The 19,016-nt window shown below is 63.3% G+C and carries 15 protein-coding genes, 2 tRNA genes, 2 rRNA genes and 1 pseudogene; 10 read left to right on the top strand and 10 right to left on the bottom strand.

Annotated features, from left to right (window positions below):
- Nucleotides 1-103 precede the first annotated feature (103 nt).
- The 5 genes from QP164_RS09400 to QP164_RS09380 form a co-directional block, all read right to left on the bottom strand.
- Nucleotides 104-421, bottom strand: coding sequence for a hypothetical protein (locus QP164_RS09400; RefSeq protein ID WP_333922968.1), 318 nt, complete (start codon nt 419-421; stop codon nt 104-106).
- 69 nt (nt 422-490) lie between these two features.
- Complete coding sequence (locus tag QP164_RS09395) at nt 491-1,123, bottom strand: response regulator transcription factor (protein WP_333922967.1); 633 nt, start codon at nt 1,121-1,123, stop codon at nt 491-493.
- Nucleotides 1,116-2,690, bottom strand: coding sequence for a PAS domain-containing sensor histidine kinase (locus QP164_RS09390; RefSeq protein ID WP_333922966.1), 1,575 nt, complete (start codon nt 2,688-2,690; stop codon nt 1,116-1,118). Before QP164_RS09390 ends, QP164_RS09395 begins: the two co-directional genes overlap by 8 nt.
- 122 nt (nt 2,691-2,812) lie before the next feature.
- Nucleotides 2,813-2,947: a hypothetical protein gene (locus tag QP164_RS09385; RefSeq protein ID WP_279388908.1), complete on the bottom strand. Its 135-nt coding sequence runs from the start codon at nt 2,945-2,947 to the stop codon at nt 2,813-2,815.
- Between the two features lie 3 nt (nt 2,948-2,950).
- The gene (locus QP164_RS09380; RefSeq protein WP_333922965.1) at nt 2,951-3,769 is read right to left on the bottom strand and encodes a universal stress protein; all 819 of its coding nucleotides are present in this window, start codon (nt 3,767-3,769) and stop codon (nt 2,951-2,953) included.
- A gap of 172 nt (nt 3,770-3,941) precedes the next feature.
- Between QP164_RS09380 and QP164_RS09375 the strand changes: the two genes are divergently transcribed.
- Together QP164_RS09375 and QP164_RS09370 are read left to right on the top strand one after the other, a co-directional pair.
- A complete protein-coding gene (locus QP164_RS09375) occupies nt 3,942-4,592 on the top strand; it encodes a BON domain-containing protein (RefSeq protein ID WP_332754432.1) in 651 nt (216 codons plus the stop codon).
- A gap of 9 nt (nt 4,593-4,601) precedes the next feature.
- Nucleotides 4,602-5,294, top strand: a complete 693-nt coding sequence (locus tag QP164_RS09370; protein WP_333924225.1) for a VIT1/CCC1 transporter family protein — start codon at nt 4,602-4,604, stop codon at nt 5,292-5,294.
- Between the two features lie 29 nt (nt 5,295-5,323).
- Here QP164_RS09370 and QP164_RS09365 read toward each other — a convergent pair whose 3' ends face one another.
- The 3 genes and pseudogenes from QP164_RS09365 to QP164_RS09355 form a co-directional block, all read right to left on the bottom strand.
- Entirely contained in the window at nt 5,324-5,866 is a 543-nt protein-coding gene (locus QP164_RS09365) for an amidohydrolase family protein (RefSeq protein ID WP_333922964.1), read from the bottom strand.
- Nucleotides 5,867-5,882: 16 nt separating this feature from the next.
- A pseudogene (locus tag QP164_RS09360) lies at nt 5,883-6,350 on the bottom strand (amidohydrolase family protein); the annotation flags it as partial.
- A 503-nt stretch (nt 6,351-6,853) separates the two neighbouring features.
- A complete protein-coding gene (locus QP164_RS09355; RefSeq protein ID WP_333922963.1) occupies nt 6,854-7,651 on the bottom strand; it encodes a FadR/GntR family transcriptional regulator in 798 nt (265 codons plus the stop codon).
- A gap of 108 nt (nt 7,652-7,759) precedes the next feature.
- On the opposite strand from QP164_RS09355, the gene QP164_RS09350 reads away from it, so the two are divergent.
- The 4 genes from QP164_RS09350 to QP164_RS09335 are packed head-to-tail and all read left to right on the top strand — an operon-like array spanning nt 7,760 to nt 11,491.
- The gene (locus QP164_RS09350; protein WP_277984446.1) at nt 7,760-7,918 is read left to right on the top strand and encodes a hypothetical protein; all 159 of its coding nucleotides are present in this window, start codon (nt 7,760-7,762) and stop codon (nt 7,916-7,918) included.
- Between the two features lie 57 nt (nt 7,919-7,975).
- Entirely contained in the window at nt 7,976-8,968 is a 993-nt protein-coding gene (gene araD1 / locus QP164_RS09345) for an AraD1 family protein (RefSeq protein ID WP_333922962.1), read from the top strand.
- A gap of 2 nt (nt 8,969-8,970) precedes the next feature.
- Nucleotides 8,971-9,897: a Gfo/Idh/MocA family protein gene (locus QP164_RS09340; RefSeq protein WP_333922961.1), complete on the top strand. Its 927-nt coding sequence runs from the start codon at nt 8,971-8,973 to the stop codon at nt 9,895-9,897.
- 7 nt (nt 9,898-9,904) lie between these two features.
- Nucleotides 9,905-11,491: an alpha-N-arabinofuranosidase gene (locus QP164_RS09335; protein ID WP_333922960.1), complete on the top strand. Its 1,587-nt coding sequence runs from the start codon at nt 9,905-9,907 to the stop codon at nt 11,489-11,491.
- A gap of 165 nt (nt 11,492-11,656) precedes the next feature.
- Here QP164_RS09335 and QP164_RS09330 read toward each other — a convergent pair whose 3' ends face one another.
- Nucleotides 11,657-11,932: a hypothetical protein gene (locus QP164_RS09330; protein ID WP_333922959.1), complete on the bottom strand. Its 276-nt coding sequence runs from the start codon at nt 11,930-11,932 to the stop codon at nt 11,657-11,659.
- A gap of 30 nt (nt 11,933-11,962) precedes the next feature.
- A complete protein-coding gene (locus tag QP164_RS09325) occupies nt 11,963-12,922 on the bottom strand; it encodes an alpha/beta hydrolase (RefSeq protein ID WP_333922958.1) in 960 nt (319 codons plus the stop codon).
- An 836-nt stretch (nt 12,923-13,758) separates the two neighbouring features.
- Between QP164_RS09325 and QP164_RS09320 the strand changes: the two genes are divergently transcribed.
- From QP164_RS09320 to QP164_RS09305, 4 genes are all read left to right on the top strand, one after another.
- Nucleotides 13,759-15,245: ribosomal RNA gene (locus QP164_RS09320) — 16S ribosomal RNA — on the top strand.
- A gap of 230 nt (nt 15,246-15,475) precedes the next feature.
- Nucleotides 15,476-15,552: transfer RNA gene (locus QP164_RS09315), tRNA-Ile, on the top strand.
- Nucleotides 15,553-15,567: 15 nt separating this feature from the next.
- A tRNA-Ala gene (locus QP164_RS09310) sits at nt 15,568-15,643 on the top strand.
- 462 nt (nt 15,644-16,105) lie between these two features.
- Nucleotides 16,106-18,903, top strand: a 23S ribosomal RNA gene (locus tag QP164_RS09305).
- Together the 16S and 23S rRNA genes with 2 tRNA genes alongside form the textbook arrangement of a ribosomal RNA operon.
- Nucleotides 18,904-19,016: the final 113 nt, after the last annotated feature.

Here is a 19,016-nt window from a genome sequence, read left to right as displayed (position 1 = left end):
GGTGGACCAGCCGCGGTCGATCGAGGCGGCGATCGCGGTGAGGAGGGGGCGTCGCCGGTGGTGCGGTCGAGGATGCGGTCGCCGTGGCGTTCGGCGGCGTGGATCAGCGCGGGCGGCGGGACGGTACCATCGAGCAGGATCGCCTTCCCCGCCAGCCCGATGCGCGCATGGCGTGGAGCGTTTCCATGCCGCTGCCCCCATCACCATCGACCCCGCCTGCGACATCGACGACGATGCAGGGGACGTCGCGCGACCGGGGATCGGCGAGCAGCGCCGCGCCGGTCGCGTAGGAGCGGACGTCGTAGCGTTCGGATAGCAGCATGATCTGCCGCGCGCGGCGTATCACCGGGTCGCCGTCGACCAGCGAAACGCCGATTCCGAAATGGGGTGGGGCAGGGGATTGGATCGGGTGGTCGGTCATCGAATGTCCTTGTCCTGACCTTCGATGACACCCCTCCGTCGCCGTGTCTGTACGTAGAAGACGAGGGCGTCAGGCGGGTTCGGCGGTCTCGCCCAAGCCTGCCGAAAACGCGATGCGGAGGACGTCCGACAGGCTGCGCGCGGCGAGTTTCTCCATCAGGTTTGCGCGGTGCACTTCGACGGTGCGGGTGGCGATGGCGAGGTCATAGGCGATCAGCTTGTTGGGGCGGCCGAGCACCATGCCGTCAAGCACGTCGCGTTCGCGCGGGGTGAGCGCGGCAAGCCGGACGAGCGCGTCGGCGGCGGCGAGGTGTTCGCGGTCCGACCGGGCGGCGTGGGCGAGCGCGGTTTCGATCGCTGCGAGCAAGGCACTGCGTTCGAACGGCTTTTCGAGGAACTCGATCGCGCCCGCCTTGATCGCGCGGACGGCTAGCGTCACGTCGCCGTGGCCGGTCAGCATGATTACGGGCAGCGCGATGCCGGTCTGGGCCATGCGCGCCTGTACCGCGAACCCGTCGAGATCGGGCATCCGGACGTCGAGCAGCACGCAGCCGCGCGTTTCGCGCGTGACGGCTTTCAGGAAGTGCGTGCCGGTGGGATAGGTTTCGACGGCATAGCCCGCCTTGCGCAACAGGAAGCCGACCGATTGGCGGATCGCTTCGTCGTCGTCGACGATGTGCACTGTGCGGAGTGGATCAGACATCGGTGTCGCCTTCCTGAAGCGTGGCGAGCGGTACGGTGAAGTGGAACGCGGTGCCGCCGCTCGGCACGCCGTCCGCCCAGATCCGCCCGCCATGCGCCTCGACGATCGTCCGGCAGATCGAAAGGCCGAGCCCCATGCCGTCCTCCTTGGTGGTGGCGAACGCTTCGAACAGGCGCGCGCGGACGTCGGTGTCGATGCCCGTGCCGGTGTCGGCGACGGTGATCTGCATCCACCCCTCGCGCTCGGACGCGGTGGCGATCGATAGCGTCCGGATCGGCGAGGCGGCCATCGACTGGATCGCGTTGCGGATGAGGTTGACCAGTACCTGCTGGATCTGGATGCGGTCGACGCGGACCAGGGCCGGGCTTGGCGATGCCCTGTTGACGACAGTGATGCCCGCCTCGTGCGCGCCGAGCAGACCGAGACTGGTCGCTTCCTCGACGAGCAGGTCGAGCGCTTCGTCGCGGAACCCGGTATCGCCGCCATCGACGAACGCGCGCAGCCGGCGGACGATCGTGCCGGCCCTGAGCGACTGTGCCGCCGCCAGTTCCAGCGCTTCCGCGACGTCGGCCAGCAGCGGGGCCAGTACCGGATCGTCGCCGTCGGCGATCATCGCGTGCGTCGCTTCGAGGTAGTTGGCGATCGCGGTCAGCGGTTGGTTGATCTCGTGCGCCAGCGTCGACGCCATCGTCCCCATCGCGCTGACGCGGGAGACGTGGATGAGCTCAGACTGGAGTTCCTGCAACCGGCGTTCGGTCGCGTGGCGGTTGGTGAGATCGCGGATGAAGCCCGTGAAGATCCGTTCGCCGCCGATCGACGCCTCGCCGACCGCGAGTTCGATCGGGAACGTCTCGCCGCCTTTGCGCATCGCGCGTTCGAGGCGGACATTACCGATCACGTGGCGCTCGCCGGTTTGGCGGTACTTCCGGAGGTGCGCATCGTGGTCGCGCGCCTCGGTCTGCGGCATCAGCATCGCGACGTTCTGGCCGATCACTTCGCTCGCCGCATAGCCGAAGACGAGTTCGGCGGCGGCGCTGAACGAGGCGACGATGCCGTTCTCGTTCATCACGATCATCGCGTCGGGAACGGTGTTGAGAATCGAGCGGAGGTGATGTTCGCGCCGCCTGATCGCGGCCTCGGCGGCCTTTTCATGCGTGATGTCGCGGATCACCTTGCCGAACCCGCGCAGCGCGCCGGCGTCGTCGTGGAGCGCGGTGATCGTGACGTGCGCGAGGAATTCGGAGCCGTCCTTGCGGACCCGCCAGCTTTCTTCCTCGACCCGGCCATCGCAGTGCGCGCGGGCGAGGTCGGCGGCGGGTTTGCCTGCGGCGATATCGTCGGCGGGGTAGAAGATCGCGAAATCGCGGCCGATGATCTCCGCCTCGGCCCAGCCCTTGATCCGTTCCGCACCGCGGTTCCAGATCGTGACGCGGCCGCTGCGGTCGAGCATGTAGATTGCGTAGGTGGTCGCGCCGTCGATCAGCAGCCCGAGTTCCTCCGCCAGCATCGCATCGCCGCGCGCCACCGCCTGGGGGTCGGTCTCGTGCGGCGACTGCGACGCGATCATGCGGGCGGTGCGGTGGCTCGGGGGCGCAGAGGCAAATCATCGAGACGCGGGCCTTGTTCGACACACTGATCCGATCCGTCGGGGGCAAGACTTCGACGCCCGCGTTCGGAACATGACGCATGTTAAGCCAAGGATCCGCTATATGCTAATAGTCCTTCGATGATCGCGACGATCGACAGGATCGTGCCGCCGACGACTATCCTTCGGTTTGCGGTTACGACCGGGCCGAAATACTTGCGGATCGCGTGGCCCGTCATGGCTCAGTGCGACAGCAACGTGCAGCGCCGGTCGCGCAGCAGCAGGTCGCGGGTGACGCCGCCGAACGCCCATTCGCGGATCCGGCTGTGGCCATAGGCGCCCGCGACGACGAGGTCGGCCTCGATCTCGTCGGCGATTGTGGCGAGCGTGTCGATGCTGGTGTGCTTCATCCGCGCGACGATCTTGTCCGCGTCGACGCCGTGGCGCGCGAGCCAGGCAGCGACATCGTCGATCGGCTTCCGCGCCTCGATCGCGTCGATTGAGACTTCGACGATCACGACGCGGTCCGCGGCCTGGAGCATCGGCAGCGCATCGGCGATCGCGCGGCGGCATTCGCGCGTGTCGGTCCACGCGACCAGGATGGTCGCGAAGCGCGCGGTGGTGGCGCCATCAGGAACGACCAGTATCGGGCGGCCGGCGCGCAGGATCAGGTCGCCGGTGTCGGCGTGCGTCGCGAGGTCGGCGAAGCCCGGCCCGGCGCTGGTGATGACGAGATCGGCGGACCGCGCATGCTCGGCGACGACATGCGCGACGTTGACGAGCGTCGGGATCGAGCGCCAGTCGAGCACATGCCGCGCGAGCCGTTCGTGCGCGTGGAACTCGGTCTTGGCGCGGGCGAGTTCGCCGGCGACGATATCGCGTTCGATCACCGCGTACTCGCCGCCGAGATAGCCATCGCACGTGCCGATCTGGACCGGTTGGCAGGCGGCGATGCCGATCACCGCGGCGTCATATTGGTCGGCGAGCGTCGCCGCGACGTCGAGCAGGACGGCGTTGGGCCGACCGCCGTCGAGATGCACCATCAGGGTCGAATAGGTCATGCGCGGTCTCCCTCTTTCGCCGAGCTTTCGGCGTTCGCGCGGGGCGGCGACAGCGTCGGGAACTACGCAGTCGGGCGGCATGCGTAGTTCCCGACGCTGTCGGCAATCGGCCATATCGATAGGCTCGCGATCATCGGCTCGGACCTCTCCGCGCTGTCTTCAGGAGCGTGTCATGTCCCACGACGCAAGATTGCAGAAAGCCGTGCTCGCCGAACTCAACTGGGATCCGAGCGTCCCCGCCGGGCATATCGGCGTCACCGCGAACAACGGCGTCGTGACGCTCAGCGGCCACGCCGGCAGCTATGCGGCGAAATATGCCGCCGAACGCGCCGCCGCGCGCGTCGACGGCGTCAAGGCGGTCGCCGAGGAGATCGAAGTACAGCTCGAGGACCGCTTCAAGCGCGGCGACGAGGCGATCGCCAGCGCGATCGTCGAGCGGCTGTCCTGGGATACGACCGTGCCGCACGACAGCGTCAAGGCGCAGGTCGAGGATGGCTGGGTCAGCCTGCGCGGCGAGGTCCGCTGGCATTTCCAGAAGGACGCGGCCGAGGCGGCGGTGCGGACGCTGGCTGGCGTGGTCGGCGTGATCAACCACATCGTGTTGAAACCGCGCGTCGACGTCACCGACGTCAGCAACGACATCCGCACCGCGCTGCACCGCTCATGGTTCTTCGACGGCGACACGATCAAGGTGTCGGTCGATGGCGGCACCGTACGGCTCACCGGATCGGTCGACTCGCCGCACGACCGGATGGTCGCCGAGCGCACCGCCTGGGCGGCGCCGGGCGCGGTGAAGGTCGAGAACATGCTCGAGATCGCCTGAGTGCGCGCGCTGTCGTCGCACCGCGAACGCCACGTCACCGATCGGATCGGCTGGCTGCGCGCAGCGGTGCTCGGCGCCAATGACGGGATCGTCTCGACCGCGAGCCTGATCATCGGCGTCGCGGCGGCCGGTGGCCAGGTCGGCTCGATCGTCATCGCGGGAACCGCAGGGCTGGTCGCGGGGGCGATGTCGATGGCGGCGGGTGAATATGTCTCGGTCAGCGCGCAGGCGGATACCGAGACGGCCGAACTTGCGCGCGAGCGGCGCGAGTTGGTCGACGATCCCCGCGGCGAACTGGCCGAACTCGCGGCGCTTTACGTCGTCCGTGGGGTGGATGCCGCCACCGCGGAGACGGTGGCGGCGCAGTTGATGGCGAAGGACGCGCTCGGCGCGCACGCCCGCGACGAGCTGGACATCACGCCGGGTGCGCGGGCGCGCCCGGTCCAGGCGGCGTTCGCGTCGGCGGCGAGCTTCACGGTCGGCGCGGCATTGCCGTTGCTGACCGTGTTCGTGGTTCCGTCCACCTCGCTTGTCAGGGCGGTTGCAGCGGGATCCTTGCTGTTTCTTGCCGTGCTCGGCGCTGTGGGCGCGAAGACCGGTGCGGCGGTCGTCTGGCGCGGGTTGGTACGCGTCACGTTCTGGGGTGCGTTCGCGATGGCGGTGACCGCGCTGATCGGTCGGCTGATCGGTGGCGCGGTGTAACCCGCGCCGGGCGCAGCGTGGCCTATATGCTAGCGGAGGCCCCCGATCGCCGGCTTCGCGACGACGCCGCGGTGCATGACGAACGTCACGTGTTCGAGCTGCGCGACGTCGTTCAGCGGCGAGGTCGCGACGGCGATGATATCCGCCGTCTTGCCGGGGGTCAGCGTGCCGATATCGTCGCGGCCGAGCAGGTCGGCGGCGCCAACGGTGGCTGCCGCGATCGCCTGTGTCGGGGTGAGGCCGTTTTTTACCATCAGCGTGAACTCGGTCGCGTTGTCGCCATGCTTGGAGACACCGGTATCGGTCCCGAACGCTACCTTGACCCCGGCCGCATAGGCGCGGCGGTGGCTCGCGGCCATGGCGGCGGCGGCGGCCTCGGCCTTGACGATCGTGGCAGGCGGCAATGCGCCGCCGCGCGCTTGTGCGAGTGCAGCGACCGGCGCGATCTCGGTTGGCACCAGATACGCACCCTTCGTCTTGAACAGCCGGATCGTCTCGTCGTCGAGGAACGTGCCGTGCTCGATCGAGATCGACGCCGGCTTCCAGCGCCGACCGGGTCCCCTCGGCAGCATGACTATGCGCGGCGACCTTGCGGCCGAGCGCATGCGCGGTCTCGATGATCGCGCGCATTTCCTCCGGTGTCATCGCCCGGCCCAGTCCGCCGCTGACGTTGGACAAGACACCCCCGGTCGCTGCGAATTTGATTACGCGCGCGCCCAGCGCAACCTGTGCCCGCACGGCGCGGCGACAACCGTCGGGGCCATCGCACAGGTTCACCTCCCTGGCATGGACCATGTCGGCGAACTCCTCGGCGAGCCCGTTGCCGCCATCGCCATGCCCGCCGGTCACCGAGATCATCTCGCCGGCGTTGGTGATGCTTGGCCCCTCGACCGTGCCGGCGTCGATCGCGTCGCGCAGCGCGCGGATGCCGCGTGGGTCGCCGCCGAGATCGCGGACCGACGTGAAGCCTGCGGCCAATGTCGTCCGGGCGTTGGCGACGGCGGTCATCTCGTCGTCGAACCGATCGCGGTTGAGCGCCTCGAGCCGCGCCCGCATCGGATCGCCGCCGATACCCCAGAGATGAACGTGCATGTCGACCAGTCCCGGGAGCACGAACGCCGTCCGCAGGTCGACCAGCGTTGCGCCCGGTTCGGGCGTGACAAAGCCATCGCGTACATCAACGACCTTGCCGTCGCGAACGATGATCGTGCTGTTGCCCCGCGGCGCCTGGCCTGGTCGATCGAGCAGCGTTCCCGCCTGGATATAGGTTGTCGGCGATGGCTTGGTCTGACCCCATGCGGGTATCGAGACAGCCATCGATGCGGCCAGTGCACTAGCCACCGAGACTGTCGTTGCCAGACCGATCAGACGTATTTTTTTCATTGTCATCTCCCCCGTTGGGCCATGCTTGCCGAAGCGCGGCACGGCGGCAAGGGGGCATCGCGCCGATATCGGGCTGCCGGTGACGTCTAGTCCGACAATATCCTGTCATACAGTCTGCGCGTAACCGTCAGCGTAGCGGGGATGCACGGGTAAGAGACCCCGAGCGACGGCGCGTGTCAGCGCGCCATCGCCAGCTTCGTATCCTCCAGTGCCAGATCGACCAGCGTCCGCATCGCCGCGCTGGCGCCGACAGCATCGCCGGCAGCGATCGCATCATAGACCAGCATGTGATCGGGGATCGGATTGCGGGGCAGGGCGCGCGCGCGCATCTTGAACTGGGTGGTCCAGTTGACCGCGGCGCCGATGCTCGCGCTCAACACGATCAACGCATCGTTGCGCGTCGCGGTCAATATGGCATGGTGGAACTCGCGATCGGCGGCGCGACCGGCTTCGGTCGCCAGCGTGAGCCGCCGCATCGCCGCCAACGCATCCTTCATGAGCTTGAGGTCGGTTCGATCGCGGCGCTCGGCTGCGAGCGCGGCGGCCGCCGGCTCGACGATCGCGCGCAATTCGAACAGCCCACGGACGAACGCGATGTCGGGTTCGCCGGCAAACGCCCAGGCGAGCACGTCGGGATCGAGCAGGTTCCACCGGCTGCGCGGCAGGACGCGGGTGCCGATCTTCGGACGGCTTTCGACCAGTCCTTTGGCGGTCAGGACCTGCACCGCTTCGCGGTAGGCGCTGCGCGAGACGTCGAGCGTCTTCGAGAACTCGACCTCGCCCGACAAGGTATCGCCGGGCGCATACTCACCCGACAGGATCGCAGTGCCCAGCTTGTGCGCGACCGCACCGTGCAACCGGCGTCCCGTCCCTCGCCCGACGCGCGGCGTGATGACGTCGTCGGTCCCAGAACTGATCCCAGCGCCGATCGCAGCGCCATCTTCAATACCGTCTACACTGTGAGTTGTCGTCATCGTGCCCGCTCCCAGCGCCAGACGTAACAGCCCGGCCTCGATCAAGGAACGACAAAGATTGCAAAAGCCAAACGGGGCTAATATGTCCGAGTATAGGGGAGGGGCGCTATGTCCGACAGCAACGAGAATGCGCACGTCCACGCGGCGGCCGCCGGGCGGATCCTCGCGAACGGCTGGCCGACCGGTGGCGAGGTCGCGCTTGCAATTCTCCATGGCGGTGACGGCGCCACCGCACCGCGGCTCATCGACGGCGTTCCCGCCAACTGAATCGAAATATCGGGGACGAACCGTAACAACGGCGTCTCGTTTAGGAGAGAGAGTGTAATGACTTTGCGCCTGTTGCAGCATGTTGGCGTCGACGGCACGCGATCGGTGATCGCTGCCACCAGTGAAGGGGCCGCGTTCGTTACCGGCGTAGATAGCGTCCGTGCTTTGGCCGAACGCGCGATCGCCGATGGCACCGATCTCGCCGCCGCGATCGCGGCCTGCGGGACGGGCGACAGCGTCGACATCGCCGCCGAACTCGCCGCGGGTCGCCTGACCTCACCGATCGATCATGTCGATCCCGCGCACCTGATCATGACCGGCACCGGCCTGACGCATCTCGGCTCGGCCGAGGGTCGCGACAAGATGCACCGCGCGGCCGCGGACGCCGAGAAGCAGACCGATTCGATGCGGATGTTCCTCGAAGGCGTAGAGGGCGGCAAGCCCGCCGCGGGGACGCGTGGCCAGCAGCCCGAGTGGTTCTACAAGGGCGATGGCTCGGGTCTCGTCGCACCCGGCGCGCCACTGACGATGCCCGACTTCGCTGAGGATGGCGGCGAGGAGCCCGAGCTTGCCGGGATCTACCTGATCGGTCCGGACGGCACGCCGTTCCGCCTGGGTCTCTGCCTCGCCAACGAGTTCAGTGACCACGTCACCGAGCGCGACAATTACCTGTGGCTCGCGCATTCGAAGCTGCGCCAGGCGTCGCTCGGCCCCGAGCTGCTGGTCGGTACGCCGCCTCAGCATATCGAGGGTGCGAGCCGCATCCACCGCGACGGCGCGCTGTTGTGGGAAAAGCCGTTCCTATCGGGCGAGGCGAACATGTCGCACAGCATCGCCAACCTCGAGGCGCATCATTTCAAATACGACCTGTTCCGCCGTCCGGGCGACGTCCACGTCCATTTCTTCGGCACCGCGACGCTGTCGTTCGCCGACGGCGTGACGACGCGCGAAGGCGATGTGTTCGAGATCGAGGCCGCACCGTTCACGCTGCCTTTGCGCAACACGCTGACCAAGGCCGAACCGCAGCCCGTCGTCGTGAAGGCACTCTGAGCATGGCCGCTATCAGAATCGCGGTCGTCGGCATGGGCAAGATCGCCCGCGACCAGCATCTGCCGTCGATCGCCGGCAACGCCGACTTCGAGTTCGTCGCCAGCGTCAGCCCGCGCGATCCGGGCGTCGAGGGCGTTGCCAACTTCACGTCGCTGGAGTCGCTGCTCGCCGACGGTCCGGCGATCGGCGCGATCGCGCTCTGCACCCCGCCGCAGGTACGCTACGAGCTAGCCTCGATGGCGCTCGCCAAGCGCGTGCACGTCTTCCTCGAAAAGCCGCCCGGTGCGACGCTCGCCGAAGTCGATGCGCTCGAAGCCCAGGCAGCCGAGACCGGAACGACCCTGTTCGCCGGCTGGCATTCGCGGTTCGCGGCGGGGGTCGCGCCGGCCAAGGCGTGGCTCGCCGACCGCACGATCGAACGCGTGTCGATCGTCTGGCGCGAGGACGTTCGCGTCTGGCATCCGGGGCAGGCGTGGATCTGGGAGCCGGGTGGTCTTGGCGTGTTCGATCCGGGCATCAACGCGCTGTCGATCGCGACCGAGATCCTGCCGCAGCCGTTCTTCCTGACGTCCGCGACGCTGTCGACGCCCGCCAATCGCGCCGCGCCGATCGCCGCCGACCTGACCTTCCGCAGCGCCTCGGGCACACCGATCAGCATGGATCTCGACTGGCGCCAGACCGGCCCGCAGAGCTGGGACATCACCGTCGAGACCGACGCCGGTACGCTCGGCCTTGCCAAGGGCGGCGCGGTGCTCACCCTGCCGAGCGGCACGGTGCATAACGACGACGAGGAATATCCCGGCCTCTACGCCCGCTTCGCCGCGCTGATCCGCGGCGGCCGAAGCGAAGTCGATACGACCCCGTTCACCCTCGTCGCCGACGCGTTCCTGCGCGGCACCCGCAATTCCGTGGAGGCTTTCGATGATTGAGGCAAAAATGACCCGGACTCTCAAGGGCCTCGCCGCCGCGCTGCTGCTGTCGACCGCAGGCATCGGTGCCGCACAGACCGCCCCACAGACCGCAGCGCCAGCGGACGCGCCAACGTCGGCGGCAGCAACCGTGACCGTCCACGCCGATACACCCGGCCCGACCTATGACCGCCACATCTTCACGCAGTTTGCGGAACACCTCGGCACCGGCATCTATGGTGGCCTGTGGGTCGGCGAGAAATCGAAGATCCCCAACGTCCGCGGCTTCCGCACCGATGTCGTCACCGCGCTCCGCGGGATCGCGGTACCGGCGGTGCGCTGGCCGGGCGGCTGTTTCGCCGACGAATATCACTGGCGCGAGGGGATCGGCCCCAAGGCCAAGCGTCCGGTCAAGATCAACACCAACTGGGGCGGCGTGACCGAGCCCAACGCGGTCGGCACGCACGAGTTCATGGATCTGGTCGGCCAGATCGGCGCGCAGGCGTATATCTCCGGCAATGTCGGCAACGGCACGCCGCAGGAAATGGCGGAGTGGGTCGAATACATGACCTCGCCCGCCGGCACACTGGCGGACGAGCGCGCGAAGAACGGCCACAAGGCGCCGTGGGCGTTGCCGTTCTTCGGGATCGGCAACGAACTGTGGGGCTGTGGCGGCAACATGCGCGCGCCCTACGCTGCCGACGTTACGCGGCGCTACGCCACCTTCATCAAGGCGCCGGCGGGGACCAAGGTCACCAAGATCGCGAGCGGGGCGAACTCGGCCGACTATTCGTGGACCGAGACGATGATGCGCGAGGCCGGCGACCAGGTCGATGCGCTGTCGATGCATTACTACACGGTGGCCGCGCCTTGGGAGCACAAGCTGTCGGCAACCGTGTTCGGCGAGGAGGAGTGGGCGCACGTGCTCGCCGAGACGCTGAAGATGGACGAGATGCTGACCAAGCACAGCGCGGTGATGGACAAATACGACCCGCAGAAGAAGGTGTGGCTGGCGGTCGACGAATGGGGCACCTGGTATGCGCCCGATCCCGGCACCAACCCCGGCTTCCTGCGTCAGCAGAACACGCTGCGCGATGCTATGGTGACCGCGATCAACCTCAACATCTTCGCCAAGCATGCCGATCGCGTGAAGATGACCGCGATCGCGCAGATGGTGAACGTGCTGCAGGCGATGATCCTGACCGACGGCGCTAAGATGGTGCTGACGCCGACCTATCACGTCTTCGCGATGTACAAGCCATACATGGACGGCACCGTCCTGCCGATCGACATCAAGTCGCCCTGGTATAACAAGGACCAGTGGACAATGCCGTCGGTCAGCGCCTCGGCAGTCCGCGGCAAGGACGGCGTGGTGCGGATCGCGCTTGCCAATCTCGATCCGAACAAGGCGACGAGCGTCTCCGCGGCGCTGCCCGGCGTCACCGCGCAAACCGTCACCGGTCAGGTGCTGACTGCGCCGATGATGACCGCGCACAACACGTTCGACGCGCCCAACGCGGTCGCGCCGACGGCGTTCAACGGCGTGCAATTGCGTGGTGGAACGCTCGCGGTAACGCTGCCGCCCATGTCGGTGGTGATGCTCGAGCTGAAGTGAGCGTGACGCCCGCCGGATCAACCGGCGGGCGCATCGACCCAGCGAACGGATCGGTTTTTCGCCAGTGGGCGGTCGCGCGGCGGGATCTGGCGGGGGCGGATGCTCCCGATCACGACCCTGCCGCCAACGCCGCGCGAGATCGCTCATAGACTTCGACGAATGGCGTCATCCGCGCTGCGTAGGGGCCGCGGCGCCGATCGCGCGTCGATACAGCGGCTCGCGGACCTGCGCGACGCTGGCGGTCGCGACCGGGCGCTTCAATCGATGAAAATCGAGCATTGCCGGTTCGAAGGCGAGCTCGACATGGGCGGCAATCCGCGGCACCCAGGCGGCGATGTCCTCCACCAGCGCTTCATACGGCACGACCAGCAGGCGAGCGCCGAGCGTGCTACGCCAATGATCGCGTTCAAGATGCGTCGATCGGATTCCCGTTCGACGCACCCTGCCAGCGGCGTGCCGGTCCGCAGAGTATCACCGCGTTCGTGTAAGAAGGCCGTGCATGGCCATCCAGCGGGTGAATTCCTCGAACCACCCCGTGCTCGTGGTAGGCTTTGGGTACATGCCGAAGCCATGGCCACCCTGTTCGAACAGATGGAACTCGACCGGACGTTTTGCCGCGCGCCAGCTCTCGATCAGCTCGAACTTGCCAGCGCCGAAGAATGGATCGTCGGCGGCCAGAGCGACGAACATCGGCGGCGCGTCCGCTGGCACCGTCATTGCTGCCAGCGGACCATAGATATTGCCGATGAACGCGGGCTTTGCATCGCCGCCGGCAATCGTGGTGGCCATCGTCAGCATCGCCCCGGCGGAAAAGCCGATCATGCCGATGCGCGATGGGTCGACATGCCATTTGCCGGATCGTTGCCGGACCAGAGCAAAGGCGGCGCGCGCGTCGGCAATCTGCGGCGCCAGGCCCGCGATCATCGCATCGGGCTGGGCGCGTGGCGGCTGCCGGCCGGGGGCGAACATTTCGGCCATCGATCGCTCGAATGCCGGCATCGCGACCGGTGTCGGGTTCAGCCGATATTTCAGGACGAACGCCGCCACGCCCTTGGCGGCCAGCGCACGGGCAACGTCCCACCCTTCGTTCTGCATCGATAGTGTCTTGAACCCACCGCCTGGGGCAACAATCACCGCTGTGCCGGTCGCGATGGCCGGATCGGGCAGGAATGGTGTCAACGTGGCAAATGTGACGTTGCGGACGAAGACGCTGCCATATTGACTATGCCATGCTTCGGGTGCGGTTGACCGGGGCAACTTGCCGGTCCCAAGTTGGACCGCGTCCGACTGTGCAGGGGCTGCGATCGGCACCATCTTGTCGTTCTGGGCAGAAACGGGCGCCGCCATCAGCAGCGTGGCAACCATGCCGATCCGGGTAAACGGGACGCGCGCGTACAGGCCTCTGGCGGTTACGCTCGTTATGCGACTCATGCTCGCTCTCCCTGTGTCGTGTTCTTGGCGGACACAGTAAAGAGAGCGCTATCATTGTCTACTGTGAGCGGGGGCAGGGCGATCGTTGTCGGAAGAGGTGTCGCATGCGAACGATCGAAAGCATCGTTAGGCAGCAGTATCGACCGCTTCTCCGAGGGTCTCGTTCGCTCGACCTGTTGATACGGGATTGCGCGCGGTTTCCATCAAAGCCGGAAGCGGAGAGCGAAACCCAATCGTTGCGTTCGGCACTGGTCGTTCATGTCGACGGCAATCGTCATCCAAGTCAGTGGAGCCGCTCGGCGGCGCTGACCGCTCAACTGCGTACGGTTCGCCGAGTTGGCCTTAGGTTTGGGTCCGTTCTGTATCTCCGACGACCCGTTGGTGCGGGCACGAAGCCCGCTGAGCGCTCGCCGGCCAATTTTCCGAAAACCGACCCGAAACTGTAAAATAGTGTTTGACGGTGTGGCGAGGTAGTCTTAGAGGGGTGTCACCGCAGCGAACGACCACACGGTCTGGACGCCGTGGTCGCAAAAAACCAGATGCTCCAAACCTTCCGCAAGGGAGGTTATGCGAGTGTCGGTATTTTTGTCGGCTGTTTGACATTGTAGGTTAAGATGAAGGGACATGTGGGCGGCGGCTTGCGGTTCTCGGGCTCCTCAAGGGTTCGGGGTATCGTTTAAAGCTAAGTCGTTCTCATATGTCCTTCACATATTCCATATGTAATGGACGCTCTGTCTGGCTTTGGTCGGGTAGGGTGTCTGAATGATATTGTGCAGAGCGGCTCCTTGAGATGAGCTGGTTGATCGTGGAATTCCACTGCGATTGGCTGGTGACATAAACTTGAGAGTTTGATCATGGCTCAGAATGAACGCTGGCGGCATGCCTAACACATGCAAGTCGAACGAAGGCTTCGGCCTTAGTGGCGCACGGGTGCGTAACGCGTGGGAATCTGCCCCTTGGTTCGGAATAACAGTTGGAAACGACTGCTAATACCGGATGATGACGTAAGTCCAAAGATTTATCGCCGAGGGATGAGCCCGCGTAGGATTAGGTAGTTGGTGTGGTAAAGGCGCACCAAGCCGACGATCCTTAGCTGGTCTGAGAGGATGATCAGCCACACTGGGACTGAGACACGGCCCAGACTCCTACGGGAGGCAGCAGTGGGGAATATTGGACAATGGGCGAAAGCCTGATCCAGCAATGCCGCGTGAGTGATGAAGGCCTTAGGGTTGTAAAGCTCTTTTACCCGGGATGATAATGACAGTACCGGGAGAATAAGCTCCGGCTAACTCCGTGCCAGCAGCCGCGGTAATACGGAGGGAGCTAGCGTTATTCGGAATTACTGGGCGTAAAGCGCACGTAGGCGGCTTTGTAAGTAAGAGGTGAAAGCCCAGAGCTCAACTCTGGAATTGCCTTTTAGACTGCATCGCTTGAATCATGGAGAGGTCAGTGGAATTCCGAGTGTAGAGGTGAAATTCGTAGATATTCGGAAGAACACCAGTGGCGAAGGCGGCTGACTGGACATGTATTGACGCTGAGGTGCGAAAGCGTGGGGAGCAAACAGGATTAGATACCCTGGTAGTCCACGCCGTAAACGATGATAACTAGCTGTCCGGACACTTGGTGTTTGGGTGGCGCAGCTAACGCATTAAGTTATCCGCCTGGGGAGTACGGCCGCAAGGTTAAAACTCAAATGAATTGACGGGGGCCTGCACAAGCGGTGGAGCATGTGGTTTAATTCGAAGCAACGCGCAGAACCTTACCAGCGTTTGACATGGCAGGACGACTTCCAGAGATGGATTTCTTCCCTTCGGGGACCTGCACACAGGTGCTGCATGGCTGTCGTCAGCTCGTGTCGTGAGATGTTGGGTTAAGTCCCGCAACGAGCGCAACCCTCGCCTTTAGTTGCCATCATTTAGTTGGGCACTTTAAAGGAACCGCCGGTGATAAGCCGGAGGAAGGTGGGGATGACGTCAAGTCCTCATGGCCCTTACGCGCTGGGCTACACACGTGCTACAATGGCGGTGACAGTGGGCAGCAAGCACGCGAGTGTGAGCTAATCTCCAAAAGCCGTCTCAGTTCGGATTGTTCTCTGCAACTCGAGAGCATGAAGGCGGAATCGCTAGTAATCGCGGATCAGCATGCCGCGGTGAATACGTTCCCAGGCCTTGTACACACCGCCCGTCACACCATGGGAGTTGGATTCACCCGAAGGCGTTGCGCTAACTCGTAAGAGAGGCAGGCGACCACGGTGGGTTTAGCGACTGGGGTGAAGTCGTAACAAGGTAGCCGTAGGGGAACCTGCGGCTGGATCACCTCCTTTCTAAGGATATCGGCAGAAAGCGCTGATAGGCCCGCATCTTATGGTGCCACCCTGTCGGAAGAGCTTCTTCCATTCCAAAGAACATTAGCCGCCGTCCTCATGTCCCTTCATCACTAGGTTAGTCTACGAGACGAATAGCTTTGCTATTTGGCACGTGGGCAAGCTCGGCCAGCGCGCGAAGCGCGCCTCTTGGGCGCAGTTCTGCTGCGTCTGACGGGCGCAGCGGGTGTGGGCCTGTAGCTCAGTTGGTTAGAGCGCACCCCTGATAAGGGTGAGGTCGGTGGTTCGAATCCACCTAGGCCCACCACACACAAGTGCGTTTGGGGCCTTAGCTCAGCTGGGAGAGCGGTTGCTTTGCAAGCATCAGGTCATCGGTTCGATCCCGATAGGCTCCACCATTTCGCAGGAGACGAGACGAGGCAGCAAAGCTGCCGCGCACGTCGCCAAGAACGGCCAGCGCCGCAAAGCGCGCCCACAAGGCGCAGCTTCGCTGCGACTGACGGGCTCGCGGGCAACGCACCATCAGCACAACCTAGAGATGAAGAGAAACGGTTCGCCGTGCGAGAGCACGGTGATTGGGTCGAGACGACCCGTATTTGACATTGTGAATGGGTTTTTTAAAATCGATGCCGTGAGGTGCTCGATTTTGGAGACGAGGATTGCTTCGGCGGTTCGTGAGGCACTCTGTGCAGCGCGATCTGAACGAGCGGTTCGAGGCTCCAGATATCGACATCATCATACTAATAATCTGGCTGAGATTATAATCATCCGCACCTGACAAAGGCCAACGCGCACTGCTCTGCCGAGTTGGTGACGTTCTTCGGAACGCACCCAGTGATGTCGTTGGTGGTGTGGACTCTCAAGCGTGAGGTAAGGGCAATTCGTGGATGCCTTGGCACATACAGGCGATGAAGGACGTGGCACGCTGCGATAAGCGTCGGTGAGCTGTGAGCAAGCTTTGACCCGACGATTTCCGAATGGGGAAACCCACCTATCCCGATTAATCCAAGCCGTGCGGTAACGCAGGGTGTTGGGTTAATTAGGTTAGGTATCACTTAGCTGAATACATAGGCTTCGTGAAGCGAACCCGGCGAACTGAAACATCTCAGTAGCTGGAGGAAAAGACATCAACCGAGATTCCGTTAGTAGTGGCGAGCGAACGCGGACCAGGCCAGTGCCTGAATTTCAACTAGTAGAAGTCTTCTGGAAAGAGACGCCATAGCGGGTGACAGCCCCGTATACGAAAGTGAGAATTCAGGACTCGAGTAGGGCGGAACACGTGAAATTCTGTCTGAACATGGGGGGACCACCCTCCAAGCCTAAATACTCGTATGTGACCGATAGCGAACTAGTACCGTGAGGGAAAGGTGAAAAGCACCCCGATGAGGGGAGTGAAACAGTACCTGAAACGGATTGCCTACAAGCAGTTGGAGGGCTTTTATGGCCTGACAGCGTACCTCTTGCATAATGGGTCTGTGACTTAATGTATCAAGCAAGCTTAAGCCGATAGGTGTAGGCGCAGCGAAAGCGAGTCTGAATAGGGCGCCAGAGTTTGATGTATTAGACCCGAAACCCGGCGATCTAGGCATGACCAGGATGAAGGTGCAGTAACATGCACTGGAGGTCCGAACCGATTAACGTTGAAAAGTTACCGGATGAGTTGTGTTTAGGGGTGAAAGGCCAATCAAGCCGGGAAATAGCTGGTTCTCCGCGAAAACTATTGAGGTAGTGCCTCGCACGAACACCTTAGGGGGTAGAGCACTGGATGGGCTAGGGGGTCGCGAGATCTACCAAACCTAACCAAACTCCGAATACCTAAGAGTGATATGCGGGAGACAGACGGCGGGTGCTAAGGTCCGTCGTCAAAAGGGAAACAGCCCTGACCTACAGCTAAGGCCCCCAAATCGTATCTAAGTGGGAAAGCATGTGGGACTTCCAAAACAACCAGGAGGTTGGCTTAGAAGCAGCCATCCTTTAAAGAAAGCGTAACAGCTCACTGGTCTAAACAAGAGGTCCTGCGGCGAAGATGTAACGGGGCTCAAGATACGTGCCGAAGCTTAGGGTGTACCACTGATGTGGTACGCGGTAGCGGAGCGTTCCGTAAGCCTGTGAAGCGATCTGGTAATGGGTCGTGGAGGTATCGGAAGTGCGAATGCAGACATGAGTAGCGATAAAGAGGGTGAGATGCCCTCTCGCCGAAAGACCAAGGGTTCCTGCGCAAGGCTAATCCGCGCAGGGTGAGCCGGCCCCTAAGACGAGCCCGAAGGGGGTAGTCGATGGGAACCACGTTAATATTCGTGGGCCTGGTGGTGTGTGACGGATCATGTGTGTTGTCATCCCTTATCGGATTGGGATGGCTTCGAAATGGTTCCAGGAAATAGCCCCACCGTATAGACCGTACCCGAAACCGACACAGGTGGTCAGGTAGAGTATACCAAGGCGCTTGAGAGAAGTGTCCTGAAGGAACTCGGCAAATTGCCTCCGTACCTTCGGAAGAAGGAGGCCCTCACTATGCGCAAGCACTTTGAGGGGGCACAGGCCAGGGGGTAGCGACTGTTTAGCAAAAACACAGGGCTCTGCTAAGTCGGCTTCAAGACGACGTATAGGGCCTGACGCCTGCCCGGTGCCTGAAGGTTAAGTGGAGGGGTGCAAGCTCTGAAATGAAGCCCAGGTAAACGGCGGCCGTAACTATAACGGTCCTAAGGTAGCGAAATTCCTTGTCGGGTAAGTTCCGACCTGCACGAATGGCGTAACGACTTCCCCACTGTCTCCAGGACATGCTCAGCGAAATTGAATTCTCCGTGAAGATGCGGAGTACCCGCGGTTAGACGGAAAGACCCCGTGCACCTTTACTGCAGCTTCAGAGTGGCATTAGGAAGAAACTGTGTAGCATAGGTGGGAGGCTTTGAAGCATCGGCGCCAGCTGATGTGGAGCCATAGGTGAAATACCACCCTGTTTGTTTCTGATGTCTAACCTCGTTCCGTAAGCCGGAACAGGGACCCTCTGTGGCGGGTAGTTTGACTGGGGCGGTCGCCTCCTAAAGAGTAACGGAGGCGCGCAATGGTGGGCTCAGGACGGTCGGAAACCGTCTGTTAGAGTGCAATGGCATAAGCCCGCCTGACTGCGAGACTGACAAGTCGAGCAGAGACGAAAGTCGGTCATAGTGATCCGGTGGTCCCTCGTGGAAGGGCCATCGCTCAACGGATAAAAGGTACGCCGGGGATAACAGGCTGATAACCCCCAAGAGCTCATATCGACGGGGTTGTTTGGCACCTCGATGTCGGCTCATCACATCCTGGGGCTGGAGCAGGTCCCAAGGGTTTGGCTGTTCGCCAATTAAAGTGGTACGTGAGCTGGGTTCAGAACGTCGCGAGACAGTTTGGTCCCTATCTGCCGTGGGCGTCGAAATTTGAGAGGAGTTGACCCTAGTACGAGAGGACCGGGTTGAACATACCTCTGGTGTACCAGTCGTTCCGCCAGGAGCGCAGCTGGGTAGCTATGTATGGACGGGATAACCGCTGAAAGCATCTAAGCGGGAAGCCTCCCTCGAGATAAGATTTCATAGAGCCGTCGGAGACCACGACGTTGATAGATCGGATGTAGAAGTGCGGTAACGCATGGAGCTAACCGATACTAATTGCTCTATTCGCGCTTGAGAGTCTCACACCATCAATGACAACACTGGGTCACCAGTAGCGACAAACGATGCGTGCGGATGATTAAGACGACGCCAGATTGCCAATCCCCTCGCCGTCGAGGGATTGGTCAAA

Source organism: Sphingomonas sp. LR59, from assembly GCF_036855945.1.
Taxonomy (GTDB): Bacteria; Pseudomonadota; Alphaproteobacteria; order Sphingomonadales; family Sphingomonadaceae; genus Sphingomonas.
This window is presented reverse-complemented; position numbering and strand designations above follow the sequence as displayed.

What these genes read in the sequence shown, in the direction of transcription:
- QP164_RS09400 (WP_333922968.1), bottom strand. Translation starts at nt 421, where the DNA reads ATGACCGACCACCCGATCCAATCCCCTGCCCCACCCCATTTCGGAATC.
- QP164_RS09395 (WP_333922967.1), bottom strand. Translation starts at nt 1,123, where the DNA reads ATGTCTGATCCACTCCGCACAGTGCACATCGTCGACGACGACGAAGCG.
- QP164_RS09390 (WP_333922966.1), bottom strand. Translation starts at nt 2,690, where the DNA reads ATGATCGCGTCGCAGTCGCCGCACGAGACCGACCCCCAGGCGGTGGCG.
- QP164_RS09385 (WP_279388908.1), bottom strand. Translation starts at nt 2,947, where the DNA reads ATGACGGGCCACGCGATCCGCAAGTATTTCGGCCCGGTCGTAACCGCA.
- QP164_RS09380 (WP_333922965.1), bottom strand. Translation starts at nt 3,769, where the DNA reads ATGACCTATTCGACCCTGATGGTGCATCTCGACGGCGGTCGGCCCAAC.
- QP164_RS09375 (WP_332754432.1), top strand. Translation starts at nt 3,942, where the DNA reads ATGTCCCACGACGCAAGATTGCAGAAAGCCGTGCTCGCCGAACTCAAC.
- QP164_RS09365 (WP_333922964.1), bottom strand. Translation starts at nt 5,866, where the DNA reads ATGCTGCCGAGGGGACCCGGTCGGCGCTGGAAGCCGGCGTCGATCTCG.
- QP164_RS09355 (WP_333922963.1), bottom strand. Translation starts at nt 7,651, where the DNA reads ATGACGACAACTCACAGTGTAGACGGTATTGAAGATGGCGCTGCGATC.
- QP164_RS09350 (WP_277984446.1), top strand. Translation starts at nt 7,760, where the DNA reads ATGTCCGACAGCAACGAGAATGCGCACGTCCACGCGGCGGCCGCCGGG.
- araD1 (WP_333922962.1), top strand. Translation starts at nt 7,976, where the DNA reads ATGACTTTGCGCCTGTTGCAGCATGTTGGCGTCGACGGCACGCGATCG.
- QP164_RS09340 (WP_333922961.1), top strand. Translation starts at nt 8,971, where the DNA reads ATGGCCGCTATCAGAATCGCGGTCGTCGGCATGGGCAAGATCGCCCGC.
- QP164_RS09335 (WP_333922960.1), top strand. Translation starts at nt 9,905, where the DNA reads ATGACCCGGACTCTCAAGGGCCTCGCCGCCGCGCTGCTGCTGTCGACC.
- QP164_RS09325 (WP_333922958.1), bottom strand. Translation starts at nt 12,922, where the DNA reads ATGAGTCGCATAACGAGCGTAACCGCCAGAGGCCTGTACGCGCGCGTC.